The sequence below is a fragment of the Roseateles sp. genome (genome assembly GCF_047654805.1).
Lineage (GTDB): Bacteria > Pseudomonadota > Gammaproteobacteria > Burkholderiales > Burkholderiaceae_C > Pelomonas.
This window is the reverse complement of sequence record NZ_JASGIV010000001.1, coordinates 862,914-888,290: the sequence shown is the minus strand read 5'-3', so window position 1 is coordinate 888,290 and position 25,377 is coordinate 862,914. Positions and strand designations below refer to the sequence as shown.

Annotated in this window: 23 protein-coding genes; 8 read left to right on the top strand and 15 right to left on the bottom strand. The window is 70.5% G+C overall.

The annotated features are described in order from the left end of the window. Positions 1–25 precede the first annotated feature (25 nt). From QM732_RS04015 to QM732_RS03975, 9 genes are all read right to left on the bottom strand, one after another. Positions 26–2,980 carry an EAL domain-containing protein gene (locus QM732_RS04015; protein ID WP_415654903.1) on the bottom strand — a complete coding sequence of 985 codons (2,955 nt, stop codon included), beginning with the start codon at positions 2,978–2,980 and terminating at the stop codon, positions 26–28. Between the two features lie 288 nt (positions 2,981–3,268). After that, positions 3,269–4,438 (bottom strand): MFS transporter, encoded by a 1,170-nt coding sequence (locus QM732_RS04010; RefSeq protein ID WP_415654902.1) that lies wholly within the window; start codon positions 4,436–4,438, stop codon positions 3,269–3,271. Beyond that, positions 4,435–5,793, bottom strand: a complete 1,359-nt coding sequence (locus QM732_RS04005; protein ID WP_415654901.1) for a DNA recombination protein RmuC — start codon at positions 5,791–5,793, stop codon at positions 4,435–4,437. Before QM732_RS04005 ends, QM732_RS04010 begins: the two co-directional genes overlap by 4 nt. Positions 5,794–5,884: 91 nt before the next feature. After that, on the bottom strand, positions 5,885–6,673 hold the full coding sequence (locus tag QM732_RS04000; RefSeq protein WP_415654900.1) for a hypothetical protein: 789 nt from the start codon (positions 6,671–6,673) through the stop codon (positions 5,885–5,887). Next, positions 6,670–7,650 carry a 2-hydroxyacid dehydrogenase gene (locus QM732_RS03995; protein WP_415654899.1) on the bottom strand — a complete coding sequence of 327 codons (981 nt, stop codon included), beginning with the start codon at positions 7,648–7,650 and terminating at the stop codon, positions 6,670–6,672. Before QM732_RS03995 ends, QM732_RS04000 begins: the two co-directional genes overlap by 4 nt. Further along, positions 7,647–8,972 (bottom strand): sodium:proton antiporter, encoded by a 1,326-nt coding sequence (locus QM732_RS03990; protein WP_415654898.1) that lies wholly within the window; start codon positions 8,970–8,972, stop codon positions 7,647–7,649. The genes QM732_RS03995 and QM732_RS03990 overlap by 4 nt, the downstream gene beginning before the upstream one ends. Continuing rightward, on the bottom strand, positions 8,972–9,685 hold the full coding sequence (locus tag QM732_RS03985; protein WP_415654897.1) for a nitroreductase: 714 nt from the start codon (positions 9,683–9,685) through the stop codon (positions 8,972–8,974). Before QM732_RS03985 ends, QM732_RS03990 begins: the two co-directional genes overlap by 1 nt. Continuing rightward, positions 9,682–10,125 carry an acyl-CoA thioesterase gene (locus QM732_RS03980; RefSeq protein WP_415654896.1) on the bottom strand — a complete coding sequence of 148 codons (444 nt, stop codon included), beginning with the start codon at positions 10,123–10,125 and terminating at the stop codon, positions 9,682–9,684. Before QM732_RS03980 ends, QM732_RS03985 begins: the two co-directional genes overlap by 4 nt. 13 nt (positions 10,126–10,138) lie before the next feature. After that, the gene (locus QM732_RS03975; RefSeq protein WP_415654895.1) at positions 10,139–11,068 is read right to left on the bottom strand and encodes a histone deacetylase; all 930 of its coding nucleotides are present in this window, start codon (positions 11,066–11,068) and stop codon (positions 10,139–10,141) included. Positions 11,069–11,239: 171 nt separating this feature from the next. Here QM732_RS03975 and QM732_RS03970 point away from each other — a divergent pair, with 171 nt between their 5' ends. After that, the gene (locus QM732_RS03970) at positions 11,240–11,788 is read left to right on the top strand and encodes a phasin family protein (RefSeq protein WP_415654894.1); all 549 of its coding nucleotides are present in this window, start codon (positions 11,240–11,242) and stop codon (positions 11,786–11,788) included. Positions 11,789–11,923: 135 nt separating this feature from the next. After that, complete coding sequence (locus QM732_RS03965; RefSeq protein ID WP_415654893.1) at positions 11,924–12,961, top strand: IS110 family transposase; 1,038 nt, start codon at positions 11,924–11,926, stop codon at positions 12,959–12,961. Positions 12,962–13,243: 282 nt separating this feature from the next. On the opposite strand, the gene QM732_RS03960 is transcribed toward QM732_RS03965, so the two are convergent. Together QM732_RS03960 and QM732_RS03955 are read right to left on the bottom strand one after the other, a co-directional pair. Beyond that, positions 13,244–14,125, bottom strand: a complete 882-nt coding sequence (locus tag QM732_RS03960) for an NAD(P)/FAD-dependent oxidoreductase (protein WP_415654892.1) — start codon at positions 14,123–14,125, stop codon at positions 13,244–13,246. After that, on the bottom strand, positions 14,115–14,576 hold the full coding sequence (locus QM732_RS03955; protein ID WP_415654891.1) for an Rrf2 family transcriptional regulator: 462 nt from the start codon (positions 14,574–14,576) through the stop codon (positions 14,115–14,117). The genes QM732_RS03960 and QM732_RS03955 overlap by 11 nt, the downstream gene beginning before the upstream one ends. Before the next feature lie 190 nt (positions 14,577–14,766). Between QM732_RS03955 and QM732_RS03950 the strand changes: the two genes are divergently transcribed. Genes QM732_RS03950 through QM732_RS03930 form a run of 5 tightly spaced genes read left to right on the top strand, consistent with a single transcriptional unit; the run spans position 14,767 to position 19,071 of the window. Then, on the top strand, positions 14,767–15,489 hold the full coding sequence (locus QM732_RS03950) for a LiaI-LiaF-like domain-containing protein (RefSeq protein ID WP_415654890.1): 723 nt from the start codon (positions 14,767–14,769) through the stop codon (positions 15,487–15,489). Positions 15,490–15,496: 7 nt separating this feature from the next. Further along, positions 15,497–16,567 carry a sensor histidine kinase gene (locus QM732_RS03945; RefSeq protein ID WP_415654889.1) on the top strand — a complete coding sequence of 357 codons (1,071 nt, stop codon included), beginning with the start codon at positions 15,497–15,499 and terminating at the stop codon, positions 16,565–16,567. Continuing rightward, a complete protein-coding gene (locus tag QM732_RS03940; RefSeq protein WP_415654888.1) occupies positions 16,564–17,289 on the top strand; it encodes a LytR/AlgR family response regulator transcription factor in 726 nt (241 codons plus the stop codon). Before QM732_RS03945 ends, QM732_RS03940 begins: the two co-directional genes overlap by 4 nt. 47 nt (positions 17,290–17,336) lie before the next feature. Beyond that, positions 17,337–18,266: a YihY/virulence factor BrkB family protein gene (locus QM732_RS03935; protein ID WP_415654887.1), complete on the top strand. Its 930-nt coding sequence runs from the start codon at positions 17,337–17,339 to the stop codon at positions 18,264–18,266. Then, positions 18,247–19,071 carry a lysophospholipase gene (locus QM732_RS03930; RefSeq protein ID WP_415654886.1) on the top strand — a complete coding sequence of 275 codons (825 nt, stop codon included), beginning with the start codon at positions 18,247–18,249 and terminating at the stop codon, positions 19,069–19,071. Before QM732_RS03935 ends, QM732_RS03930 begins: the two co-directional genes overlap by 20 nt. On the opposite strand, the gene QM732_RS03925 is transcribed toward QM732_RS03930, so the two are convergent. The 3 genes from QM732_RS03925 to QM732_RS03915 all read right to left on the bottom strand — a co-directional run bounded on the left by QM732_RS03925 (position 19,049) and on the right by QM732_RS03915 (position 21,181). After that, positions 19,049–19,681 carry an LON peptidase substrate-binding domain-containing protein gene (locus QM732_RS03925; protein ID WP_415654885.1) on the bottom strand — a complete coding sequence of 211 codons (633 nt, stop codon included), beginning with the start codon at positions 19,679–19,681 and terminating at the stop codon, positions 19,049–19,051. The two genes, QM732_RS03930 and QM732_RS03925, sit on opposite strands and share 23 nt — an antisense overlap. A gap of 86 nt (positions 19,682–19,767) precedes the next feature. Beyond that, a complete protein-coding gene (locus tag QM732_RS03920) occupies positions 19,768–20,682 on the bottom strand; it encodes a patatin-like phospholipase family protein (protein WP_415654884.1) in 915 nt (304 codons plus the stop codon). A 73-nt stretch (positions 20,683–20,755) separates the two neighbouring features. Next, positions 20,756–21,181: an Lrp/AsnC family transcriptional regulator gene (locus QM732_RS03915; protein ID WP_415654883.1), complete on the bottom strand. Its 426-nt coding sequence runs from the start codon at positions 21,179–21,181 to the stop codon at positions 20,756–20,758. A 126-nt stretch (positions 21,182–21,307) separates the two neighbouring features. On the opposite strand from QM732_RS03915, the gene QM732_RS03910 reads away from it, so the two are divergent. Next, positions 21,308–22,345, top strand: a complete 1,038-nt coding sequence (locus QM732_RS03910) for an ornithine cyclodeaminase (RefSeq protein WP_415654882.1) — start codon at positions 21,308–21,310, stop codon at positions 22,343–22,345. Here QM732_RS03910 and QM732_RS03905 read toward each other — a convergent pair. Continuing rightward, positions 22,320–25,268 (bottom strand): HD domain-containing phosphohydrolase, encoded by a 2,949-nt coding sequence (locus QM732_RS03905; RefSeq protein WP_415654881.1) that lies wholly within the window; start codon positions 25,266–25,268, stop codon positions 22,320–22,322. The genes QM732_RS03910 and QM732_RS03905 overlap by 26 nt on opposite strands. Positions 25,269–25,377: the final 109 nt, after the last annotated feature.

The following is a 25,377-nucleotide window of genomic DNA, read 5'->3' as shown; positions in this document are numbered from 1 at the left end:
CTCCGGGGCGTCGGCGCATCCAGCCCTAACGCCGCCATGGCACGCTGCGTATCGCCTCACTCGCCTGCTCCTCCGGCAGCGCCTTCGCGAACAGCCAGCCCTGCCCGACCTGCACGCCAAGCTGCGCCAGCAGCGCAGCCTGCTTCTCGTCCTCGACCCCCTCGGCCAGCGTCTGCTTGCCCAGCGCGAGCGCCAGGCCTGCGATGGTGCGGACGATCTCCTGCGCCTCGCGGCCCTGGCCCAGGCGGATGACGAAGCTGCGGTCCACCTTCAGCGTGTCGAAGGGGAAGCGATGCAGATAGGCCAGCGAAGAGTACCCGGTGCCGAAATCGTCGATGCTGAGCTTGAATCCCATGCGTGCCAGCTCCTGCAGCACCTCGGCACTGCGCTGCGGATTGGCCATGGCCATGCTCTCGGTCACTTCGAGCTTGAGGCGGCGCGCGGGTACATCACCCAGCGCGGCCAGCGTGGCGCGCGCATCGGCCAGCAGCTGGACGTCGCGCTCGAGTTGCACGCCCGACAGGTTGACGGCCACCTCGCCCGCGAACCCCAGTGGCTGCCAGCGCCGCAGCTGGCCCGCGGCCTCCAGCAGCGCCCAGCGGCCGATGGCGCGGATCTGGCCGCTGGCCTCGGCAACGGGGATGAAGTCGCCCGGCATGATGAGTCCCTTGGTCGGGTGGCGCCAGCGGATCAGCGCCTCGAAGCCGAGCAGGCTTCGGTCCGCCAGCCGCACGAAGGGCTGGTAATGCAGCTGGAACTGGTCGCCGCTGGCGAGCGCCGCATCGATGGCCTCGCGCAGCCAGCGGCGCGACTGCTCGACGAGCTGCTCGGCGGGGTCGAACTCATGCATCTGGCCGCTTCCGCCGGACTTGGCGCGCGCCAACGCCCCTTCGGCCGCTGCCAGCAGCTCGTCGGCCGTGGCGGGGCCATGGCGGCGCTGCGCCCAGGCGATGCCCGCCGTCAGCCGCAGCGCGGGTGAGACGACATTGAATGGCTGCTGCAGCAGGGCCTGCACGCCGCGCGCCAGGGTGGGGGCACTGTCTCCGCCGGCCAGCAGCAGCGCGAACTGGTCCGGACCGATGCGGGCCACCAAATGGCGAGCCCCGAAAGTCATGCGAAGGCGCGAGGCCAGTTCGGTCAACACCGCGTCGCCCGCCACCGGGCCATGGGTTTCGTTGAGGGCTCGGAAGCCGTCCAGGCCCAGCAGCAACAGCCCTGTCTCGGGTGCCGGCAAGCCGGTGAGCAAGTGCGTCAACTGCTCGCGGAACAGCACGCGATTGGCCAGGCCGGTGAGACGGTCGTGCAGTGCGTCGAAGCTGATCTGGCGCTGCAAACGCTGGCTCTCGGAGATGTCGGTCAGTGAGCCGGCCATGCGCACGGGCCGCCCCTCCTCGCGCACAGCCAGGCCCCGCGCCAGCAGCCAGCGCTCCTGGCCGCCCTGGTTGAAATGCAGCACATGGTGGAACTGCTGGCTGCGCCCGTCGAGATGGGCCTGCAGCTCGGCCTCGAACGCGAGGCGCGCGGCGGACTCAAGCGGCAGCGTCCAGGCCTGGATGGCGTGGCCGGCCTCTTCGCCCGAAAGGCCCATCAGCGCCAGCCAGCGCGGCGAGTAGTAGACCTCGCCCGCGCCTTCATGGGCCGTCAGATCCCAGTCCCACAGCCCATCGTTGGCGCCCTGGGCCGCAAGGGCGTAGCGCTGCTCGCTGGCCGCCAGCCGCCGCGCGGCTTCGCGGCGCTGGCTCTGCTCGGCGCCGGCACGCAGCGCGCTCGCGCCCAGCGTTGCCAGGAGCAGGGCCAGCAGCGGCGGCGCCAGCGAGAAGACGAGGTAGTGGCGCTCGAACACCCATTGCGCAGCGACCAGCAGCACCAGCACGCCCGCGCCGATGAGCAGCAGCGCGGTGCCCAGCGGCCGGCTGGCCAGCAACAGCACCGCGGCCAGCGGCAGAAGCACCACGGCTGCCAGCTCGGCCGCGCCGCCCCAGGCAGGGTGCACGAGGCTGCGACCGGTCAGCAGGTTGTCGGTGACGGTGGCGATGCGCTCCATGCCGGGCAGGCGGGCGTCAAAGGGAGACGGCAGGTGGTCGCCGGCAGCCAGGGCCGACACCCCCAGCACGGCGACACGGCCATGCAACCGGGCCGGGTCCACGCGACCGGCCAGCAGATCGGCAAAGCCCACGCTGTCGAAGCTGCCGCTGCGACCGTAGTAGTTCACGCCGATGCGCGACAGTTCGTCCAGCGGCAACCGCAGCGCTTCGCCCACGCTGACCTCGGCGCCGAAGCGAGCCTGCGCCCGGCTCCAGTCGGCGCCACGCGCGAAGGCGGCCAGGCGCAGCGGCAGCGAGGGGTAGACCTTGCCGTCCAGGCGCAGCACCGGCAGGTCGCGGCGCAGGCTGCCATCGCTGGAGGGCTTGGCGCTGATGTGGCCCAGGCCCGCCGCGCTCTGCGCGAGCCCTGCCTCCGGTGCGACGAGGCGGCGCGGCCGGTAAAAGGCTTCACTGCGCGCCAGCGCGACGTCGCCCTCGAAGCGCGCCAGGGCCTGGGCCTGCACAGGTGCGAGCGCGGCCGCCGCACCGGCCTCGCCGTCGTCGGGCAGCGAAAAGGGGATGAGGGTGCAGGCGCAGGCCTTCATCGCTGCGGCCAGCGCCGCGCTGCCCTCGGCCGTGCCGCCGCCGGGCAGCAGCAAGATGTCCAGCGCCACGGCCCGCACGCCGCCTGCGTGCAGGGCCTGCACGGCGCGGGCGATCTCGGCACGGTCGGGCACGCGGCCGCCAAGGGCCTCCAGCGCGGCGTCATCCACGCGAACCAGCAGCAGCGGCAGCTCCTGTCCTGGCGCGAGCGGGCCGCGCCACGCCGTCTGCCAGTCCTGCAGCCAATGGTCGGGCCGCTCCAGGACCGGCACGTCCGCCTGCCAGAAGGCCATGGCCAGGCCCAGCAACGCGGCCGCCAGCGCAACCAGCCCGTAGCCGAGGCGGGCCTTCAACCCAGCGCTCCAACGCCGACGACCAGGGCATGCATCCAGGGCCTCCTGTCACACCAGTAGAACGGATAGGCCCTGAACCCGCTACCGCGTTTTCCTGCGCCCCCGCTCGCTCCGGGCTGCACGGCGTGCGCCATGGCCGAGCTTCAGGACTGAGCCTCCGGACCGAGCGTTACTGCCGGGCGATGGCCGCTCCCGAGCCGCCCCACGAAGGCGATGTGCCAGCGGCTCGATGGCGCCGGCATCACCGTCCCCGGAAGGGCCGCCCAAGGAAACCCTCGGACGAGGGGCTCACAGCTTGCGAGCCGGCCATTGCGCAGCCAGCAGCAGCGATCCCATCAGCCACATCGGCGCCGCCGTGGCCGTGGCGACGGCCAGCATGCCAAAGCCGGCCGGCATGGCCACGGTGGCACCGTTGAGCGTCAGCATGCGCAGGCCCAGCGCCTGGCCGTGGCGCTCGGGCGGTGTCGCGCGGTGCAGCATCGCCAGGATCATGGGCTGCACCGAGCCCAGGGCCGTGCCGAGCAGCGCCGAGCCGCAGATCAGGCCGAATGTGCCGGGCAGCCAGGCATAGGCGAAGAAGGTCAGCGTCGCCACCGTCATCGCCGCACGCAGCGCGCGGCCCTCGTCGATGTCGTCGGCGAAGCGCACGATGGCCAGGCGCACGACGGTGGCTGCCACCGCAAAGCTGCCCAGCACCAGGCCGATGCTGGCGGCCGACAGGCCGCGCGCATGGCCCACGACGGGCACGACGAAGGTGTGCGCGTCCCAGCCGGCCGACAGCGCCAGGTTCACGACCAGCAGGCGGCGGTAGACAGGCAGGCGAAACAGGTCCCAGGCGGCGCGATCGCGAAAGCTCTGAGAGTGGATCTTGGGCGGATTTCGCGGCACCTTGCGGCCCAGCGCCCAGGCCAGCACCGGCAGGCCGGTCGCGAAGGCGAAGGCCGCCGTCATGCCGATGTGGTCGATCAGCAGGCCGGCGATGACGGGCGAGACGGCGTTGGACAGCGCAGGCCCAAGCGCCATCCAGCTGAAGATCTTCTTGAGCTCGCCCGGCTCCTCGGCCATCAGCCCGGCTTCACGCTGCATGGCCACGGCCGCCACCGCGACGGCACCGCCGCACAACAGGCAGCCCAGCGCGATGGACCAGAGCTGCTGCACGGCCAGCGCCAGCAGCGCGCCAACGAAGGCCAGCGCCACGCCGACGCCCACCGGGCGGTGGAAGCCGTGCCGGTCGGCCAGTCGCCCGGCCCACAGCGACAGCACGATGGGTGCGACCGCGAAGAGGCTGAGCAGCAAGCCCACCGAGGCTTCGCCGTAGCCCTGGTCCAGCACCCAGAGGCTGGCGGTGACACGCGTGGTGGCCATGCAGGCGTGCACGCAGATCATGGTGGCGATCAGCCACTTGAACGCGTGGCGCAGGCTCTGCTGCGCCGCCTCCCCTTCACGGGCTCGACTCACTCGGCGTCCTCGCCCGGGCCAAGCTGCAGCATGCGCTGAGCCGCATCGTCCGGCAGCGCCTCCACGCCCTTGAGCTTGCGCGTCATCGCGCGTGTGCGCACCTCGGCGGCGTCCAGCGTGTTGCCGGCCTCTTCAAGCTTCTTCTTGGCCTTGGCCAGCACGTCGCCGAACTTGCCGAACTCGGTCTTGACGGCGCCCAGCACCTCCCAGACCTCGGCCGAGCGCTTCTCCAGCGCCAGCGTGCGAAAGCCCATCTGCAGGCTGGTCAGCGTGGCCAGCAAGGTGGTCGGGCCGCACAGCATGACCTTGAACTCGCGCTGCAGTCCCTCCACCAGGCCGGGGCGGCGCAAGGCCTCGGCATACAGGCCCTCGGTGGGCACGAAAAGGATGCCGAAGTCGGTGGTGTGCGGCGGGCCGATGTACTTCTCGCGGATGGTCCTGGCCTCCAGCCGCAACCGGTTCTCGATGGCCTTGGCCGAGGCTTCCGCGCCCGCCGGGTCGCCGCGCTCCTGCGCATCCAGCAGACGCTCGTAGTCCTCGCGGGGGAACTTGGCATCGATGGGCAACCACAGCGGCTTGCCGCCGATGTCGTCATCCCGGCGCTGGCCCGGCAGCGCGATCGCGAACTCCACCCGTTCCGACGAACCCGGCAACGTCGCCACGTTGGCGGCGTACTGCTCGGGCGTGAAGACCTGGTCCAGCAGGCCCGCCAGTTGCACTTCGCCGAACACGCCGCGCGTCTTGACGTTGGTGAGCACGCGGTTGAGCGAGCCCACGTCGCGCGCCAGGTTCTGCATCTCGCCCAGGCCTTTGTGCACCTGCTCCAGCCGCTCGGCCACCTGCTTGAAGCTCTCGCCCAGGCGCTGCTCCAGCGTCGCGTGCAGCTTCTCGTCCACCGTGGCCCGCATCTGCTCCAGCTTCTTCTCGTTGTCCTGCTGGATGGCGGTGAGTCGCTGCTCGACAGTCAGGCGCAGCTCGGCCAGGCGCTGGTCGTTGGTCTTGGACAGGGCCTGCAGCTGCTCGCGCATCGCGTCGTTCAGCCGCTGCATGGATTCGGCCTGCGCCTGGACGCTGCGCAGCGCCGCTGCATCCTGAGCTTCGCGCGCGGCCAGCGCCTGCTGGGCCAGGGACTGGTTGCTGCCCTGCAGGCCCTGCGTCAGCACCTGCTGGAACTGGGCCAGGCCCTGCAGCAGCTCCTGGCGCGTCCCGCTGGCGCTGCGGCCGAGCTCGTCGCGCAGCTCTCGCTCCAGCCGCTCGTTGCTCTGCAGCAGCTCCGGCGCCACGCCGGCCTGGGGCTTGTGGCGGGCCCAGATCAGGACCAGCAGGATCAGGATCAGGGCCAGCAGGCCCAGCATCAACAACTCCGGCAGGCTCACTGGTGCGCCCCTCGCGCGGCGCGCTGCCCTGCGTGGCGGGAGCGAGCCCGTTGCGGGGGCCGTGCAGGGCTCATGGCGCCACCAGGCCGGCAACGGCCTTGGGCAGCTCGGCCTCGATGAGCGCCTCCAGCGCCTTCACGCGCTGCTCGGCGGTCGTCGCGGCCCAGGGGTTGGCGGCGTCGGCGGCCACCGGCAGGCGGCCAGCCACGGCCAGGGACTGCTCACGCTTGAGCTTCAGATCGCTCAGGTCCACCAGCGCCACGCGGATGGAGACGTAGGGCGCCAGCACGGCCAGGCCCGGCTGGCCGTCGAAACCGATCTGCGCGCTGGGGCGCTGGTCCAGCACGAAGCCGGGGCCTTCCAGCGTGGCCAGAATGCGCGCCGGCAGCGCCGCAGCCAGCGCCGGCTCCTGGCGGCTGCGCGTGACCAGCAGCAGCCGCGCCGCGCCGCTCTGGCGCACCGCTTCGCCGAGCTTGCCGGGCAGGCTGAGCTTGCCGTCGACGAAGAGGTTGGCCGGGTCACCGAACAGGCTGCGCGTCGTGGACGTGTAGAGCTTGGCCTCGCGGTCCTTGCCTCCCGCCTTGACGGCCTCGTTGAGGGCCTGCAGCACGGCGTTGTCCAGGCCGCCGGCCGGGGTGGACGTCCATTCGCCGGACTGCACCGTATCGCCGCGCGCCGGGGTCAGGCTGATGAGTTGCACGCTGTCGCCCAGCAGGGACAGGGCTGCGAACTTGTTGGAATCGCGTGGCGTCTTGTCCTCGGCGGCGGGTGCGGGCGGCGGTGGCGCCTGGGTCTTCAGCGACTGGCCGAAGGCGATGGCGGGCAAGAGCGGGAGCAGGTACAGCAGGCGGCGTTTCATGCGGACAGGACTTGGGGGTTCAGCGGCGTGGGCGGCGGGCGCGAGGTCAGCGCGGCGACGAGATTGTCGGCGGCCAGCTGGGCCATCGCGATGCGGGTGGGCAGGGTGGCGCTGGCGATGTGCGGCGTCAGCACGACGTTGGGCAGGGTTAGCAGCGCCGGATTCACCCGCGGCTCGCCCTCGAAGACATCCAGGCCGGCAGCGGCGATGCGACGCTCGCGCAGCGCGGCTGCCAGCGCGTCCTCGTCGACGATGCCGCCGCGGGCCACGTTGATCAGCGTGGCCGTGGGCTTCATCAGCGCGATCTCGGCTGCCGCGATGCAGTGGTGGGACTCGGCTGAATAGGGCAGCACCAGCACCAGGTGGTCGGCCTGGCGCAGCAGCTCGTCCTTGGCGACATAGCGTGCGCCCAGCTCGGCCTCTGCGTCGGCGGCCAGGCGCGAGCGGTTGTGATAGATCACGTTCATGCCGAAGCCGAAGCGGCCGCGGCGCGCGATGGCCTGGCCGATGCGGCCCATGCCCAGGATGGCGAGCGTGCTGCCATGCACCTCGGAGCCGGCGAGGAAATCCCAGCCCCAGCTCTTCCAGCGGCCCTCGCGCAGCAGCCGCTCGCCCTCGCTCATGCGCCGGGCCGTGGCCATCAGCAGCGCGAAGCCGAAGTCGGCCGTGGATTCGGTCAGCACGTCGGGCGTGTTGGTGACAAGCACGCCGCGCGCCGTGCAGGCGGCCACATCGATGTGGTTGTAGCCCACGCTCATGGTGCAGACGGCGCGCAGGTCCGGGCAGGCGTCGAGCAGCTCGGCCGTGATGCGCTCGGTGCCGGTGATGTAGGCGCCGGCCTTGCCCGCCAGGCGCTCGCGCAGGGCCTCGGGAGACAGCGGCTCCTCACCCTGTACGGCATCGACGTCGAAATGGGCGGCGAGCTTGTCCAGCACCTCGGCCGGCGCGCGCCGCGCGACAAGAATCTTGGGCTTCATCGCATCCATATCCAGGCCATCAAGAAAAGTAGCGGCAAAAGCACCGCGCAGGACCACAGCAGATAGCCGCCAAAACTCGGCATCTTGACACCCCGCTCCTCGGCGATGGCCTTGACCATGAAATTGGGGGCATTCCCGATGTAGGTCATGGCGCCCATGAAGACTGCGCCGCCGGAAATGGCGACCAGGACCGCGGCCCCCTCGCCCATCAGACGCTGGGCGTCGCCGCCGGCGAGGTTGAAGAAGGCCAGATAGGTCGGCGCGTTGTCCAGCACCGAGGACAGCCCGCCTGTGAACCAGAAATAGGCCCAGGGCGAATCGAGGCGGCTGGCCACAGGCGCGAAGACACCGGCCGGGCCGGCCTTGAGCATGGCCATGACGGGCACCATGGTCAGGAAGATGGCGATGAAGAGCTTGGCCACCTCCTGCATGGGCGCCCAGCTGAAGCGGTTCTTCTCGCGCACGCCGGCCGGAGTGATCCACAGCGACACGGCCGTCACCAAGACCAGGCCCGCGTCGCGCACCAGCGCCTGCAGCGGCAGCGGCGTGCCCCAGAGGTCGAAGACGATGCCGGGCTTCCAGTAGCCGCTCATGAGCACGAGACCCACGGCCGCGGCCAGCGGAGCCAGGTTGATGGCCCCCTCCAGGCCCAGCGTCGCCGTGTCGGGCGTGGGGTCGGGCCGGGTGACGCCCTCGTGGCGGAACAGCCAGGCGTCGATGGCCCAGAACACCGCCAGCAGCGCGGCCAGCAGGAACAGCGTCTCAGGCAGCAGATGGCCCAGCGTCCAGAAGAAACTCACGCCCTGCAAGAAACCGAGGAACAGCGGCGGATCCCCCAGCGGTGTCAGCGAGCCGCCGACGTTGCCGACGATGAAGATGAAGAAGATGACGACGTGGGCGTTGTGGCGGCGGTTGTCGTTGGCGCGTATCAGCGGCCGTATCAGCAGCATGCACGCGCCCGTGGTGCCCATGAAGCTGGCGAGCAGGGCACCCAGCGCCATCAGCCCGACATTCAGCCGGGGGCTGCCGCGCAGGTTGCCGCGGATATAGATGCCGCCCGCCGTCGTGTACAGCGCGCACAGCAAGATGGTGAAGGGCAGGTACTCCTCCACCAGCGTGTGCATCAGCACGCCGCCCGTCGCCGCCGCGCCGAAGCTCAGGCCGAAGGGCAGCAGCAGCGCCAGCGTCCAGGCCGCCGCGATCTTGCCGAAGTGGTGGTGCCAGAGCGCCGGCGCGGCCAGCGGCAGCACGGCGATGGACAGCAGCAGACCTGCGAAAGGGGCGGCCCAGGCCAGGCCGAGTTCGGAACCGGAGAAAGCCATCAGTCCTGGAGGAAGCGTGCGAACTCGGCCACCGGCGCCCGCTCGGTGACGAGGCCGTTCTCGACGGCATCCGGATCGGCGAAGCCCATGGACATGCCACAGACCAGCATCTGCTGCTCGCCCAGCTGCAGCTCCTCGGCGACGATGCGATGGAACTGCGTGAACGCCGCCTGCGGGCAGGTGTGCAGGCCGCGCGCGCGGGCGGCGACCATGATGTTCTGCAGGAACATGCCGTAGTCCAGCCAGGAGCCCTGCTGCATGACGCGGTCGATCGTGAAGAGCAGCCCGACCGGAGCGTCGAAAAAGATGAAGTTGCGGCCATGCTGGTGCTGCATGCGCGCCTTGTCGGTCTTGGCGATGCCCAGCAGCCCGTACAGATCCCAGCCCACCTTGCGGCGACGGTCGATGTAGGGGCTGCGCCACTCGTTCGGGTAGTAGGCGTACTCCTCCCGGTGCTCGGCGTTCTGCGCGGGGTCGAGGTAGGCCGCCTGGATGCGGCCGGCGACGCGCTGGAGCGCCGCGCCGGTCAGCACATGCACCTGCCAGGGCTGGGTGTTCGTGCCCGAGGGTGCCCAGGAGGCGACCTCGAGGATGTCCTCCACCGTCTGGCGCGGCACGGGCGTGGGCAGGAAGGCGCGCAGCGAATGGCGCGTCTTGATGGCGGCGTCCACCGCGGCGGTCTGCTCGGGCGTGGGGATGTCGAAGCGGCTCATGGCGTCAGGGTCTTCAGGATTTGCAGATAGGCAGCCGGCAGTTCGGCCACGGGGCGGCGGCTGTCGCGGCCGACATAAACGTGCACGAAGTGCCCGCGCGCGGCACACAGCGGCGCGCCCTCGGCGAACAGGCCGATCTCGTAGCGCACGCTGGAGCGGCCCTGGTTGGCCACCCGCACGCCGGCCTCGATGCGCTGCGGGAAGGCCAGCGACTCGAAGAAGTTGCAATGCGTCTCGACGACCAGCCCGATGACCTCGCCGCCATGGATGTCAAGCGCGCCGGCCTCGATCAGCAGGCTGTTCACCGCCGTGTCGAACAGGCTGTAGTAGACGACGTTGTTGAGGTGGCCATAGACGTCGTTGTCCATCCAGCGGGTGGTCAGGGGCACGAAGCGGGCATAGGCCTCGCGGCCGTCGGGCTGGGGGCGGATCGTCGTCATGCGGGGGATTCTTTCATGGCGGCCCGTCTGCCCAGCCTGCCCAGGACTCGGCCGCCAGCGTGAGCGTCGCGACCTGCACGGCCACCGTCGTGGCCAGGTCGTGCCCGTAGCCTCCGGCCATGCTCAGGGCCACCGGAACACCACGCTCTCGCAGCGCGCCGAGCACGCGGCGGTCACGCTCGGCCAGGCCGGTGTAGCTCAGCTTCAGCCGCCCCAGACGGTCGCCCTCGTGCGGATCGGCACCGGCCAGGTAGAAGGCCAGCCCCGGCTCGCAGCGCCGCCAGACCTCGGCCAGCGCCTCGTCCAGCGCCGCCAGGTAGGCGATGTCGCCGCAGCCGTCCGGCAGTTCCACATCCAGGTCGCTGGCCTCCTTGCGAAAGGGGAAGTTGCGCGCCCCATGCATGGAGAAGGTGAACACCGTGTCGTCGCCACGGAAGATGGCGGCCGTGCCGTTGCCCTGGTGCACATCCAGGTCGATGACGAGGATGCTCAGCGCGCCACGATGGCTGGCGGCCCGCTCGGACTGCATCAGCCGCGCAGCCACGGCCACGTCGTTGAAGACGCAGTAGCCCGAGCCCTTGTCGGCATAGGCATGGTGGGTGCCGCCAGCCATGTTGGCCGCCACGCCCTCGGCCAGCGCCGCCCTCGCCGCGGCGATGCTGGCGCCGACCGAGCGGCGCGACCGCTCCGCCATCGACGGGCTCCACGGAAATCCGATCTCCCGCTGCTGGGCCGTGCTCAGGCTGCCATTGAGCACCGCGTCGATATAGCCCGGCGTGTGCACCAGCGCCAGCTCGTCCACGGTCGCCGCCGGTGCCGGCTGCATGCGCAGCCGCCCCGGCTCGCGCTCGAAATGCTCGCGCAGCAGCCGGTATTTGGACTGCGGGAAACGGTGGCCCGGCGGCAGCGCCAGGCTGTGAGCGTCGGAATGGAAGGCCAGCATGGGGCCGCCACGATAGCCGTGACGGCTTTGACACACTTTGGCACCCCCAATTTGCTGCACCGCACAAAAAAGTGCTTGCAATCTGGCGCCAGGCCCCTATCATTCGAGTCATGTTGCAGTGCAGCAAAAGAAGCACGGCAAACGGTTCAACCCCCTCCACAGGAGTACACCATGCTGACCGCTGAACAAGTCCTCGCCGCCCACAAGGCCAATGTCGAAACCCTCTTCGGCCTGACGAACAAGGCGTTCGAAGGCGTCGAGAAGCTCGTCGAGCTGAACCTGCAGGTCGCCAAGACCGCGCTGAGCGAAGCCGCCGACACCACTGCCGCTGCCCTGTCCGTCAAGGACGCGCAAGAGCTGCTGTCCCTGCAGGCCGCCCTGCTGCAGCCGACCGCCGAGAAGGCCGCGTCCTACAGCCGCCACGTCTACGACATCGCCTCCGCCACCGGCGCCGAAGTCGCCAAGGCTGCTGAAGCCCAGTTCGCCGACGCACAGAAGAAGTTCACCGCTGTCGTCGACAACGCCGCCAAGAACGCCCCGGCCGGCACCGAGAACGCCGTTGCCCTGGTGAAGTCGGCAGTCGCTGCTGCCAACAACGCCTTCGAGTCGGTCCAGAAGGCCGCCAAGCAGGCCGTCGAAGTGGCCGAGTCCAACTTCCAGGCCGCCACCTCGCAAGCCGTCAAGGCCACGCAGACGGCCAGCCGCAAGCGCGCTGCCTGATCGGCCTAGCCTCTCAAGAAGCCCGGTGCACACGCACCGGGCTTTAATGAGATGGTCACCCCCATCTCCGTGTTTGCCCCGAACACCCCGGTGACATAAGTTGCCGGGGTGTTCTTCTATGTGGCGGAGGTCATCATGGACTCTGTGACGCTGGTCGGCATCGACCTGGGCAAGCATTCGTTTCACCTGCACGGCCAGGACCGCAAGGGCCTGGCCGTGTTCCGCAGGAAGCTCAACCGCAAGCAGTTGGTCGAGTTCTTCGCCAAGTTCCATCCCTGCACGGCCGTGATGGAGGCCTGCGCCGGCGCGCACTACCTGGCGCGCAAGTTCATCGCGATGGGTCACGAGGTCAAGCTGATCTCGCCCCAGTACGTGCGTCCGTTCGTGAAGGGCAACAAGAACGACTTCATCGACGCCGAGGCGATCTGCGAGGCCGCCTCGCGGCCCACCATGCGCTTTGTCGTCCCCAAGACCGAGGCACAGCAGACGCTGTCCATGCTGCACCGTGTGCGTGAGTCACTGGTTCACGATCGCACCAAGACCGCCAACCAGATGCACGGCTTCCTGCTGGAGTTCGGCATTGGTCTGCCTGTCGGCTTCGCCGTTATCAAGCGGCTGCCGGCGCTGTTGGCCGAGCATGAGGATCTCCCGCCACAGTTCGTGTCAGTGTTGGAGCGTCTTCACGAGCACTTCAAGTACCTCGACGGGCGGATCGCCGAAGTCGAGAAGCAACTGAGCCAGCAAGTTCACGAGGACGACCTGGGCCAGCGGCTCATGACGCTGCCGGGCGTGGGGCCCATCACCGCCAGCGTGCTGGCCGCCAAGATGGGCGACGGGCATCAGTTCGCCAGCAGTCGCGACTTCGCGGCCTCGCTCGGGCTGGTGCCGCGCCAGTACAGCACCGGCGGCAAGGCCACGCTGCTGGGCATCAGCAAACGCGGCGACAAGAACATGCGACGGCTGCTCGTGCAGTGCGCCCGGGTCTTCATGCTGTGCATGCATAAACACCCGAGCCCGCTGGCCGACTGGGTGCACGCGCTGCTCACGCGCCGTCACTCCAACGTCGTTGCCTGCGCGCTGGCTAACAAGCTCGCGCGCATGGCCTGGGCGCTGGCGCGCGGGCACTCGGTCTATGAGCCGGGCAAGTTGCGACCAGAACCGGCAGCCGCCTGAACTCCAGCTCCCTTCTGCTCTTCAACCCCAACCGGGGCACCCAACAGGTTTTGCGACCGCTGTAGCAGTGATGACGTGAACGGCCCATTCGGCCTGGCAGGCATCCAGATCGTAAAAACGGCGACCAACGCCGAGGCTTTTTTAAGGACTGCCAGGTGCGACTCTCATCGTGGCGCAGGGATCAACGATCCCTATCCAGACGCCGGATAGATTTACGCAAACCATCTTCACCTCAACCTGCATTCAGCCCTTGCAAAAACGGGGGTGACCATAGATTTTCATTTAGAGCCCCGGGATCAGCGATCGGTGCGTGGCCGCGCCGGTCATTGCGCCGTCGCCAACGGCGATGGCCACGTTGGCGAAGGGCATCGCCGCGTCCCCGCAGGCGAACACGCCACGCACCGTGGTTTCCATCATCGTGCGACGCAGATAAGGCCCGGCCGCGCCCTGCTCGAACTCGCAGCCCAGCTGCTCGGCCAGCGGGCTAGCCATGCGCGTGCGTGTCGCCGTGAACAGCCCGGCGAACTCCAGGCGCCGGCCATCGGCCAGCACCACCGTCATCGCATCAATGATGCGCGCGACCGGCACGGCCTCGACCGGCACGCCGCGCGCGGCCAGCGCCCGCGCCTGTTCGGCATCGGGCTCGAAGGCGCCATTCAGCAGCAAGGTCGTCGGCCCCCAGTCCGGCAGCATCAGCGCATGGTGCATGGACAGCGGGCTGCTCGCCAGCACACCGACGGCCCCCCCGTCCAGCTCGTAGCCATGGCAGTAGGGGCAGTGAAAGACGGTGCGTCCCCAGCGCTGCGCCAGGCCTTCGACAGGTGGCAGCTCGTCGACCACGCCGGTGGCCAGCACCAGGCGCCGCGCCCGCAGCGTGGTACCTCCGACGTCGACCTCGAAGCCTTCGCCCTGCCGGCGCGCCGCGACCGCAAGGCCGTCGTGCCAGCTCACGCTCGGGTAGGCCGCGAGCTGTGTCCTCGCCTCGCGCTGGATGTCGCCGGGCGCTCGGCCGTCCTGGCCGAGGAAGCCATGCGAGGCCTCGGCGAAGCGGTTGCGCCGCTGGCCGGCGTCGACGACGGCAATGCGCCGCCGGGCGCGGGCCAGTTGCAGGGCAGCGGAAAGGCCGGCAAAACTGCCGCCGACGACAAGGGCGTCATGCATCATGGTTCAAGTCCTGGATTGACAGGCCGCGGGCCTGCATGCGGAGGTGGAAGTCCTCGGCCAGCACGGACAGCCTCACGCCGTGCAGCCGCGCGACGAGCAGGGCCTCGGCCTGCGCGTAGGCGGCCCCGAGGGCGCTGTTGACAGCCTGCTCGACGAGGCAGCCCGAGCGCTCGTCGCGCAGCCCGACCGCCAGGAAGGGCGGCGCACCCAGTGCCGCGTGGACATCGCCCAGCGTCATCGCCGACAGCGGACAGCCCAGCACCCAGCCGCCACCATGCCCCTTGGCCGACGCGACGAAACCCGCGCGCCGCAGGCCTGCCATCAGCCGCCGCACGACGACGGGGTTGGTGTTCATCGCCCGCGCCAGCGTTTCCGAGGTCGTGGGAGCCCCCGTCTCGGCCATGTGGAGCAGCATGTGCAGTACGCCGGAGAGTCTTCCATCTCTTTTCATGAAACTATATTAGTTCCATGAAACACAGAGACGCCAGTCCCCCTGCCAATGCCCCCGGCGGCACCCGGGGCATTGCCCACCGGCACCACCGACCGTCGATTCGTCGGCGAATGGCGGCGATTCGCCGGAGCGCGGCGACGCCACCCGCGGCGCCCGTGTCTACTCGCGACATCGCCCTCCGGACCGTGCCATGAGAATCCATCGCAACCGCCCCCGCCCGCCCCACCACGCCGCCAGTCGCGTCGTCTTCGGCCTGGGTGTCATCGGCATCGGCCTGCTGGCCCTGCTGGACAACCTGAACGTCTTCGGCATGCCGCTGCTGCGGACTTTCTGGCCGCTGATCCTGGTGCTGCTTGGCCTGGCGCGCCTGATCCGCCCCTGCCACTCCGGCAGCTGGCTGCTGGGCGTGGGCCTGATGCTGCTGGGCGGCCTGCTGACGGCGCGCAACCTGGGCTACGCAAACTTCAACATGCGCGACTGGTGGCCCGTCTTCATCATCCTCATCGGCCTGTCCATCCTGGCACGCGGCCTGTTCCCGCGCCAGCGCCGCCAGGCCGGCTTCCAGTCCTCGACGCTCGAGCATGGCGAGCGTGTCGACATCGACGCCAGCTTCAGCGCCATCAACCAGCGCTGCGACTCCCGCAGCTTCAAGGGCGGCCGCATCGCCAGCACCTTCGGCGGCGTGGAGCTGGACCTGACGCAGGCGGTCATCGACGGCACCGAAGCGCACCTGGAGGTCTCCGCCCATTTCAGCGGCATCGAGCTGCGCGTGCCGCGCGAATGGCTGGTCGTGATCGAGGCCTCGTCGACCTTCGGCGGCGTCGAGGACAAGACCGTCCCGCCGATGAACCCCGGCCCGCGCCTGGTGGTGCGCGGCGAGGTGATGTTCGGCGGCGTCGAGATCAAGAACTGACGCCGCCTTGCACCCTCTGCTGACCCATCTGCGAGGGCTGGCCGCCTGGCTGCTGGCCTGGCTGCTGGCCGGCCTGGCGCTGGCCCGCTTGCTGCAGGCGCTGGGCCTTGCGCCGCTGGGCTGGGCCTTGCCCTGGACGTTGCCGCTGTGCGGCTTGCTCGCCTTCGTGCTGCTCGCCACCTACTATCCCTGCCGCGGCTGGCCCTTCGGCGCCGTCAGCTGGACGTCCGCCCTCGGCTACCGCGCCAGCCTGGTGCTGACGCTGGCCGCCATCATGACCGCCCTGGCCGCCGGCTGGGACGCGGCCGGCAGCCTGTTCGGTCACCCGGGCGGCTGGGTCGGCCTGAACCATCGCGGCCTGGCCCTGCTCGCGGCCGGCCTGGTGGCGCTGCTGGCACTGGCCGTGTTGGCGCACGACCTGCTGATCGCTTTCCAGCGCGCCCAAGACGCGAGCGAGCGCGAGGCCCAGGCCCGGCTGCTGGCGCGCGACATGGAGCTGCAGCTGCTGCGCCTGCAGATCGACCCGCATTTCCTGTTCAACAGCCTGAACTCCATCAGCGCCCTCACCCACCTGGACCCGGCCGCGGCCCGCGCCATGGCCATCGACCTCGCACAGTTCTTCCGTCGAACGCTGGACCTCGCAGGCCGCGACCGCATCCGGCTGGAAGACGAGCTGGGCCTGGTGGCGCATTACCTCGCCATCGAGAAGCAGCGCCTGGGCGACAAGCTGGCCACCGCCATCGACGCCATGCCTGCAAGCCTGGACGCACTGCTGCCGCCCCTGACGCTGCAACCGCTGGTGGAAAACGCCCTCAAGCATGGCCTGCGCCCGCGCGACGATGGCGGCCTGCTGGGCGTGCAGGTGCTGGTCAAGGACGGCTGGCTGCACCTTGCCGTGCGCAACCCGGTGCCCGCGGCGCCTTCGACGCTCTCCACGGAGAGCGGTCTGGGCCTGGGCTTGCGCAACCTCCGAGAACGACTGACGGCGCAGTACCGCGACCAGGCCCGCATGCAGTGGGGCAGCACGCCCGAGGGCTTCGCGGTCGAGATCACCATCCCCTTCGAGACGACGCCATGACCCTGCGTGCCCTCATCGCCGAAGACGAACCCCTGGCCCGGCGCCTGCTGGCCGAGTACCTGCGCCCGCACGCCGACATCAGCCTGGTGGCCGAGGCCGACAACGGCCTGGACGCCGCGCGCGCCATCACCGAGCTCAAGCCGGACCTGGTCTTCCTCGACATCCAGATGCCCAAGCTCACGGGGCTGGAGGTGCTGGAGCTGACCGGACGGCGCGACGGCATCATCTTCACCACGGCCTACGACCAGCACGCGATGCGCGCCTTCGAGCTGCACGCGGTGGACTACCTGCTCAAGCCCTTCTCGCAGGTCCGCTTCGACGCCGCGCTGGAACGCGCGCGGCGCCTGCTGGGCCAGGCCGCACCGGGGCTGGAGCGGCTGGTGGCGCCCGCGGGACCGCGCCTGGCGCGCGTGCTGGTGCGCGACGGCGATGGCATGCAGGTGCTGCCGGTGGAGGACATCGCCTACATCGAGGCCCAGGCCGACCAGGTCGCCTTCCACGCCCACGGCCGCGATCACCTGAAGAGCCAGCGTATCTCGGAGCTGGAAACCCAGCTGGATCCCGCGCACTTCGTGCGCGTGCACCGCTCGTTCATCATCAACCTGGCCGCGCTGCAGGGCCTGGAGAGGAGCGACAGCGACGCACATGTCGCCCGCATGCGCAACGGCAAGCGCATCCCGGTGAGCCGCAGCGGCTACGAAAGGCTGCGCGCGGTGCTCTGAGCCGTCGTCCTACAGGCCGGCTGCCCGATGGCGGCCAGACTCGCGGCATGCGCTGGATCGAACCGATGCGCCCGCTCGGACGCGTGCTGCAGCTGACCTTCGATGGCTTCCTGGCCGACCGCGGCCCGCGCATGGGCGCGGCTCTGGCCTACTACACGCTGTTCTCGCTGGCGCCGCTGCTGCTCATCGTCGTCTCCGTGGCCGGCCTGGTCTGGGGCGGCGAGGCGGTACGCGGCGAGCTGTTCGACCAGCTCGCGGGCCTGTTGGGCGCCACCGCGGCCCGCACCGTCGAGACGCTGCTGCGGTCGGTCTCCTGGCCGGCCGGCGGCTGGTTCAACACCGCGCTGGGGCTGGCGCTGATGCTGGTCGGCGCGACCACCTTGTTCGCCGAACTGCAGGACGCCCTCGACACCATCTGGCGCGCGCCGGCCCGCCCGCTGCGCGGCTGGCTGAACTGGCTGCGCGCGCGGCTGCTGAGCTTCGGTCTCATCCTGGGCCTGAGCTTCCTGCTCCTGGTGTCACTGCTGCTGGACGCCGTCTTGTCGGCCGCCCAGGCCTTCTGGCAGCCCTGGTTCGGTGACTGGCTGCGCATCGCCGGTGTCGCCAACGTCGTCATCGGCCAGGGCCTGGTCGTCGCCGTCTTTGCGCTCATCTTCAAGTGGATGCCGCGCGTGCGCGTCGCCTGGCGCGACGTGCTGCTGGGCGCCCTCGTCACGGCCGGGCTGTTCGCGCTGGGCCGCTATGGCATCGGCACCTATCTGCAGCGCAGCGGCGTGGCCTCGGGCTTCGGTGCGGCCGCGTCGGTCGTGGCACTGCTGGTGTGGGTCTACTTCTCCGCGCAGATCCTGCTGATCGGGGCCGAGTTCACCTGGGCCTATGCGCGCGTGCTGGGTTCGCGGCGCGCAACGCCGGAGCAGGCACACTGGCAGTCCGATTCCCCGCCCCCGCCCACGCCCGATGACCACCACCACCGATGACGGCCTGAAGCTCCACCTCCGCCACTGGCCCGCACCGGCGACCGCGCGCGGCCAGTTGCTCATCGTGCACGGCCTGGGCGAGCACATCGAGCGATATGGCTACGTCGCCGCGGCGCTGAACGCCGCCGGCTGGGACGTGCACGGCTGGGACCACCGCGGCCATGGCCGCAGCGAGGGCAGGCGCGGCGACATTCCCGACGCCGACGCCCTGCTGCGCGACACGGCGCGGGTCATCGACGCCGTACGCCGGCCCGGCCACCGTCTGGTACTGCTCGGCCACAGCATGGGCGGCGCGGTAGCCGCGCGCTTCGCTGCCGAGGCGTTGGCAGACCGGCCCGCCGCCTGGAGCCGGTCGCTGGACGGCCTGGTGCTGTCCTCTCCCGCCCTCGATCCGGGCCTCAACGCCGGCCAGAAGCTGGCACTGGCGCTGGCCGGCGCGCTGGCGCCTGGCCTGGCCGTCAGCAATGGCCTGAAGCCCGAATGGATCAGCCGCGACCCGGCCGTCGTGCAGGCCTACGCCGCGGACCCGCTGGTGCATGACCGCATCACCGCCCGGCTGACCCGCTTCATCGTCGATGCCGGTGTCCGCGCCATCGCCGACGCGCCGCGCTGGACGCTGCCGACACTGCTGATGTGGGCCGGCGCCGACCGCTGCGTGGCGCCTCGCGGCAGCGAGGCCTTCGCCGCCGTCGCGCCCGCCAACATCGTTGCCACCCGGCCCTGGCCGGGCCTGGCTCACGAGATCTTCAACGAACCCGAGAAGGCCGCAGTGCTGGCGACGCTCACGGACTGGCTGAACGCCTGATCGCATCCAGCCGGTCGACGACCAGCTCCAGCCGCAGCAGCGGGTTGTCCATCGCCATCAGGCGCTGGCGCGCCGCCAGCGGCATGGGCAGCAGCTCGGCCCAGCGGTTGGCCAGCCAGCCGGCATCGTCCCATCGGTAGGGCGGCTGCACCGGCAGCTCGGCGGCGGCGGCGCGCTGCGCCCACCCTGCCATCAGGTCCTGCAGCTGCAGCGCGGCTGGGCGCAAATCCTCGGGCACGGCCACGACCGCGTCGTCCGCCAGCAGCTCCAGCCGGCCGACCCACAGGCCGTGGCTCAGGCAACGGCTCTGCAGCAGCCGCACGCGCTGCGCGCCCCGCGCGCGGATCTCGATGAGTCCGGGCTGGGTGCGTTCGAACTGCTCGATGCGCGCCAGCGTGCCGATGTCGTGGAAGGCTTCGGCCTGGAAGCCCTCGCCCTGACGCCGCCGCACCTCGTCGCCGGCCGTCAGCGCGACGACACCGAAAGGCTCGCCGCGGGCGTGGCAGCGCTGCACCATGTCCAGATAGCGCGGCTCGAAGATGCGCAGCGGCAGATGGCCGTCGGGGAACAGCACCGAACGCAGCGGGAACAGCGGCGTCTCGGCGTCCATGTCAGGCCCGCCCGGCCGCCCGAAGGGCCTGGCGCCCCGCCTCGGGGAGCGGTGAACACAGCGGGCGTGAGGGCGCCATGATCTTCTCAGCGCGTCTTCTCGGCGATACGCTGGCGCAGCAGCGGCAGCATGGCCAGCGCCGCCTCGCGGCCGGCCTGCACTGCGCGGCGCCGGGCCGTGAAGTCGGCGCTGCTCACGCCGTCCAGCCTGGGCCGGATGACGACGTCGGCGTCACGCAGCTCGAACATGTTGATGCTGCGGCCCATGATGGAGAAGGTCTGCATCAGCATGCGGAAGGCGTCGCCGGGTGGGTCCTTCTCGGGCGGCGACGTGATGTCCACGGCGACGACGAGCTGCGCGCCCATCTCCCTGGCGAAGCGCACCGGCACGGGCGACACCAGGCCGCCATCGACATACTCGCGCTGGCCGATGCGCACCGGCTGGAACACGGCGGGCACGGCGCTGGACGCACGCACGGCGGTGCCGGTGTCGCCGCTGCGGAACAGGATGGATGACCCGTCGGACAGGTCCGTCGCGACGATGCCCAGCGGCAGCGCCATCTGGTCGATGTTCTTGCCGCCGGTCTTGTCGCGGATGTAGCGCGCCAGGGCCTCGCCGCGGATCAGGCCGCGCAGCGGAAAGGACCAGTCGGTGATGGCGCCCTCGTCCATGGTCTCGGCCAGCTGCTGCAGCTCCTTGCCGCCCTTGCCGGAGGCGTAGAGCGACGCGACCAGGCTGCCGGCCGAGGTGCCGGCGACGAGATCCACCTTGATGCCGTTCTCCTCCAGCACCTGGATGACGCCGATGTGGGCGAAGCCGCGCGCCGCGCCGCCCCCTAGGGCCAGGCCCAGGCGCGGAGGCCTGGGGGCCGGCTTGACGACGGGTTCGGTCGGCGGCGCGACGACCGGGGGCTGCGGGGGCGGGCTCTGCAGGACGGAACAGCCGGCGAGGACCGCGACCAGGACGGCCAGCCCGGCACGGCGGATGAGAACAGGAATCATGTCTGGAACGGGTGAACGCGACGCACGATAACCGACGCGCGCGCGCGGTCCGCCGCCACGCGCAGCGCCCCCGTCAGCCGAGCTTGTAGCTTTGCAGATGGATGGAGGTCTCGGTGCCGGCGATGCCCTTGATGAGGCGGACCCGCTCCAGCACGTCGGCCAGCTCCTGCAGGCTGGAGCTGCGGATCTCTGCCAGCAGGTCCCAGCGCCCGTTGGTGTCGAAGAGGCCCGTGATGCCGGGCTCGCCAAGCAGGATGGCCACCACCTCGCGGGTGCGGTTGCCGTCCACGGTGATGCTCATCCAGGCCGTGATCTGGTCAGGCACGGCGTCGGGCCGCAGGCGCACCGTATAGCCGGTAATGACGCCGCCGTCCTCCAGCCGGGCGATGCGGTTGGTGACGGTGCCCCGCGAGACCTTGAGCTTGGCGGCCAACGTCGCGACGCTGGCGCGGGCATCGGTGCGCAGCAGGGCGAGAAGTTGCTGGTCCAGGGCGTCCATATTGATCAGATCGTCAATTCAGGCTGTCATTTTGTCAAATTGCAATGCATTTAGTGGCAAGAGTTGCGCTTCTGTTTGACGACACGCCTGGAAAGAATGCTTGCAACAGCTTTCAAGGAGACACGCATGACCCTCGTTCTGACCCCCAGCGACATCGCCCGCATCGTGCAGCGCGTGGGACTTCCCGATTTACTTCGCCGCCTCGTCGAGACGCTTGAGGCGGACTATCTGCGCTGGGCCGAGTTCGACAAGACACCGCGCGTCGCCACCCACTCGCCGGACGGTGTTATCGAGCTGATGCCCATCGCCGACGCCAGCCTCTACAGCTTCAAGTACGTCAACGGCCACCCCAAAAACCACCGCCTCGGCCTGCCGACCGTGATGGCCTTTGGCGTGCTCGCCGACGTGGCGACAGGCGCCCCGACGCTGCTCTCCGAGCTGACACTCACGACCGCGATGCGCACCGCGGCGACGTCCGTCATGGTCGCCAAGCAGCTGGCCCGCCCCGACAGCCGCGTGATGGCGCTGATCGGCAACGGCGCACAGAGCGAGTTCCAGGCCCTGGCCTTCCACCACCTGCTCGGCATCCGCGAATTGCGCCTGTTCGACATCGACCCGGCCGCCACGGCCCGGCTGGTGCGCCACCTGCAGGCCACGCCAGGCCTGACGCTGACCGTCTGCGCCAGTGCGGCCGAGGCCGCCCGCGGCGCCGACATCGTCACCACCGCGACGGCCGACAAGAGCAACGCCACCATCCTGACGCCGGACATGGTCCGGCCCGGCATGCACATCAACGGCGTCGGCGGCGACTGCCCCGGCAAGACCGAGCTGCACCGCGGCGTGCTGGAGATGGCCCGCGTCGTCGTCGAGTACGAGCCGCAGTCGCGCATCGAAGGCGACGTGCAGCAGATGCCGGCCGACTTTCCCGTCACGGAGTTCTGGCGCGTGCTGGCCGGCCAGGCGCCGGGCCGAGAGTCGCCGGGCCAGGTCACCGTGTTCGACTCGGTCGGCTTCGCGCTGGAGGACTTCTCGGCGCTGCGCCTGTTGCGCGACCTCGCCGCCCAGCTGGGCCTGGGCGCACCGCTCGAGCTGATCCCGCAGCTCGCCGACCCCAAGGACCTGTTCGGCGAGCTCAAGCTCAGCGGCCAGTTGCGAGCGGCGTAGGCAGATAGGCGCCGACGTCCGCCACGTCAACAAGCTCGGCCGGCATGAAACGCCGCGCATAGTCCATGCAGGCACCGGAGGCGAGAAAGAGCTCGAAAAGCTCCGCATCCAGGTGGCCCTCGCGGGCCATGCGCTGCATCAGCACGAGCGCCTCGGACAGGCGCTTGCCGGGCTTGTAGGGCCGGTCGTCGGCCGTCAGCGCCTCGAAGACGTCTGCGATGGCCATCATGCGGGCCTGCGGGCTCATCTGCTCACCCTTCAGCCCTCGCGGATAGCCCTGGCCGTCCACGCGCTCGTGGTGGCCGCCCGCGATCTCGGGCACAGCGCGCAGATGGCGCGGGAAGGGCAGCTCGGCGAGCATCTTCAGCGTCTGCACGATGTGCTCGTTGATCTTGTAACGCTCCTCCTGCGTCAGCGTGCCACGCGACACCGAGAGGTTGTGCAGCTCGCCACGGTCGTAGAGGTGCTCGGGCTGGGCCATGCGAAAGCCCCAGCGGTTGCCCTCGACGAGCCGCTCGCCCGCCGGCCGGGGCAGCCGCTGCTCGGGCTTGTCGGCCAGCAGCCGCTCGGGCGCGGGCAGCGGCGGGCGCGGCAGCGGCAGGCGACGCGCCTCGTCCACCGACAGGCCCAGGCTGTCGTCCAGCGTGCGCTGCCAGGGCCGTGCGCCGATCTCGCGCAGGCGCGCCTCGTGCTCGGGGCTGAGGAACTCGCCGCCCTGGTTGCAGGACGCGACGAAGGCATAGTCCGCATCCAGCGCCGCCAGGGCCGGCGCCGCCTCGGCCCTGGCCTGGCCAGCGGCCTCGGCACCCAGGCGCTGTGCCATGCGCTCGATCAGCGCGTCGCGCTTGAGCACCTCGAAGCGGGTGCGGATCTCGTGGACGCGGTTGTAGAGGGTCTCCAGCTTGGTCGCCTTGTCGACGACGTACTCCGGCGTCGTGACCTTGCCGCAGTCATGCAGCCAGGCGGCGATGTGCAAGGCCTCCCATTCGTCGGCGCTCATCTTGAAGCCGGCATAGGGCCCTTCGGTGGCGTCGCAGGCGGCCTGGGCCAGCAACCGGGCCAGCTCGGGCACGCGCTGGCAATGGCCGCCGGTGTAGGGGCTCTTGGCATCAATGGCACCGGCCACGAGCTGGATGAAGCTGTCCAGCAGCGCCTTGCGCGCATTCAGCAGCAGGTGGTTGTCGATGGCCAGGGCCGCCGTGCCGGACAGCGCGCGCACGAAGGCCACGCGCGCCCCGCCGAGCGGCTCGGCAGGCCCCTGGTCCGGCAGCGCAAAGCTCAGCGTCAGCGTGCCTATGGTCTCGTCCTGGCGGTTCTTCAGCGGCAGGGCCAGCAGGCGCAGCCGCGCCACGCTCAGGCCGGCAAACAGCTGCCCATAGGCCTTGAGATGACTCGGGTTGTCCCAGTTCAGCTCGATGTCGACCGGCGCGTCGGCCCGCACGGCCTGCACCGGCGCGGCGACGCCATCGGGCGCCTTCAGGTCCCAGGTGACACCGAATTCCGGCGCCGGCGCATCCTGCAGCCGCGTCGCGGCGGGCTGCAGCTGGCCGCCATCGCGGCTGAGCAGGTGCACGGCGCCGCCGCTGGCGCCGGCCACCGCGATGGTCTCGCGCAGGATGCGGTCCAGCAAGGTATCGAAGTCGCGCTCGGCGCTGAGCGCGCCGCTGATGTCGAGGAAGCGCCGCAGCGAATGCTTCATCGCCGCCATCGCCTGCGCCAGCCGGTCCACCTCGCGGATCAGGCTGCGCCCGGGGTCGGGGCCGTCGAACTCGAAATGCCGGATGGCCTCGGCCTGGCGCGCCAGCTGGCGCAGCGGCCGAGAGACGCGGTCCGCCAGCAGGTGCACGACGGGCAACAGCAGCAGCATCAGGCCCAGGGAGATGTAGAAGCCGTGGCGCCGGCTCTCGATCTGGAAGGCCTGCAGTTCATCGCGCGGCGCGGCCATCAGCAGCGTCAGCGCCGTGCCGGCCTCGCGATCGGAGGCCAGCGGCAGCGCGTGGGACACCCACTCGCGGCCCGAAACGTCCTGCACCGGGGCCAGCCGGCCTTCGGCATCGCGGCGCGCCCACAGCGCCTGCATCAGTGGCGACGCGGCTTGCGCGACCAGGGGCAGCGCCCGGCCTCCCGCCCCCGGCGGCAGCGCGCGGCGCGCCTGCACGAGCAGGCCGCCGTCGGTGGTGGCGATCAGCAGCTCGGCCGAGGGACTGATCTGCGGCCGCGTCAGCATCGCGCCCAGGGCCAGCAGGCTGACGTCGGCCCCGACGACGGCCTCTCCCCGCGCCTGCGCCAGCGTCACGCCCGGCTCGCCGGTGGTGAAGAAGACATAGGGCTCGGACTGCACGGGATGGCCGTCGCCGGCCTGACGGGCCAGCTCGTACCAGGGCCGCGTGCGCGGGTCGAACGTGTACTCCGGCCGCTCCATCTGCTGCAGCTCGCGCAGCCCGGCGTCGAAGAAGCGGTAGCTGCCGCGCGGCGCACCGCCGTCTCGATCCACGCTCTGCAGGCCATAGGCTGCGTCGGGCGGTGCGCCCATGCGGCTGCGGGTGCTGGCATCGTCCAGGCGACGCAGCAGGAAGAAGGAGCCGCGCGCCGTGCCCACGTAGACGGCCGACAGCGCCGCATTGCTGCGCAGCGCGGCCGCCAGCTGCGGCAGGGCCGCGAGCCGCCCGGCCTGCGTCGAGGCTTGGCCCAGCGCGCCCGAGGTCAACAGCGCCACGCTGACGCGCGCCGGCCGCAGCTCCGCCTCCACGGCGGCCGCGGCCTCGCGTCCGATGCGCTTGGCGGCAGCGCCGGCCTGCTGCAGCATGAGCCGGTCGCTGCGCGAGCGCTCGTGCAGCAGCAGCGCGCCATACACCAGCGTCACGAGACCGATCATCAAGACGCTCAGCGTGATGTACAGCGTCCTGGGCTTGAGGAGGGGCATGGCTCGGGAAAGTCAGACCACGTTGCGAGGCAGTATCCCCGCGCGGACCCGCGCCCGCATGCTTTCTCGCGCGACCCAGGCCCGCGGTGCGCCACGGCCTTCCTACACT

Excerpts from the sequence above, each read along its gene's own strand:
- QM732_RS04005 (WP_415654901.1), bottom strand. The coding sequence starts at position 5,793 with ATGCTGGGCCTGCTGGCCCTGATCCTGATCCTGCTGGTCCTGATCTGG.
- QM732_RS04000 (WP_415654900.1), bottom strand. The coding sequence starts at position 6,673 with ATGAAACGCCGCCTGCTGTACCTGCTCCCGCTCTTGCCCGCCATCGCC.
- QM732_RS03995 (WP_415654899.1), bottom strand. The coding sequence starts at position 7,650 with ATGAAGCCCAAGATTCTTGTCGCGCGGCGCGCGCCGGCCGAGGTGCTG.
- QM732_RS03990 (WP_415654898.1), bottom strand. The coding sequence starts at position 8,972 with ATGGCTTTCTCCGGTTCCGAACTCGGCCTGGCCTGGGCCGCCCCTTTC.
- QM732_RS03985 (WP_415654897.1), bottom strand. The coding sequence starts at position 9,685 with ATGAGCCGCTTCGACATCCCCACGCCCGAGCAGACCGCCGCGGTGGAC.
- QM732_RS03980 (WP_415654896.1), bottom strand. The coding sequence starts at position 10,125 with ATGACGACGATCCGCCCCCAGCCCGACGGCCGCGAGGCCTATGCCCGC.
- QM732_RS03975 (WP_415654895.1), bottom strand. The coding sequence starts at position 11,068 with ATGCTGGCCTTCCATTCCGACGCTCACAGCCTGGCGCTGCCGCCGGGC.
- QM732_RS03970 (WP_415654894.1), top strand. The coding sequence starts at position 11,240 with ATGCTGACCGCTGAACAAGTCCTCGCCGCCCACAAGGCCAATGTCGAA.
- QM732_RS03965 (WP_415654893.1), top strand. The coding sequence starts at position 11,924 with ATGGACTCTGTGACGCTGGTCGGCATCGACCTGGGCAAGCATTCGTTT.
- QM732_RS03960 (WP_415654892.1), bottom strand. The coding sequence starts at position 14,125 with ATGATGCATGACGCCCTTGTCGTCGGCGGCAGTTTTGCCGGCCTTTCC.
- QM732_RS03955 (WP_415654891.1), bottom strand. The coding sequence starts at position 14,576 with ATGAAAAGAGATGGAAGACTCTCCGGCGTACTGCACATGCTGCTCCAC.
- QM732_RS03950 (WP_415654890.1), top strand. The coding sequence starts at position 14,767 with ATGAGAATCCATCGCAACCGCCCCCGCCCGCCCCACCACGCCGCCAGT.
- QM732_RS03940 (WP_415654888.1), top strand. The coding sequence starts at position 16,564 with ATGACCCTGCGTGCCCTCATCGCCGAAGACGAACCCCTGGCCCGGCGC.
- QM732_RS03935 (WP_415654887.1), top strand. The coding sequence starts at position 17,337 with ATGCGCTGGATCGAACCGATGCGCCCGCTCGGACGCGTGCTGCAGCTG.
- QM732_RS03930 (WP_415654886.1), top strand. The coding sequence starts at position 18,247 with ATGACCACCACCACCGATGACGGCCTGAAGCTCCACCTCCGCCACTGG.
- QM732_RS03925 (WP_415654885.1), bottom strand. The coding sequence starts at position 19,681 with ATGGACGCCGAGACGCCGCTGTTCCCGCTGCGTTCGGTGCTGTTCCCC.
- QM732_RS03920 (WP_415654884.1), bottom strand. The coding sequence starts at position 20,682 with ATGATTCCTGTTCTCATCCGCCGTGCCGGGCTGGCCGTCCTGGTCGCG.
- QM732_RS03915 (WP_415654883.1), bottom strand. The coding sequence starts at position 21,181 with ATGGACGCCCTGGACCAGCAACTTCTCGCCCTGCTGCGCACCGATGCC.
- QM732_RS03910 (WP_415654882.1), top strand. The coding sequence starts at position 21,308 with ATGACCCTCGTTCTGACCCCCAGCGACATCGCCCGCATCGTGCAGCGC.
- QM732_RS03905 (WP_415654881.1), bottom strand. The coding sequence starts at position 25,268 with ATGCCCCTCCTCAAGCCCAGGACGCTGTACATCACGCTGAGCGTCTTG.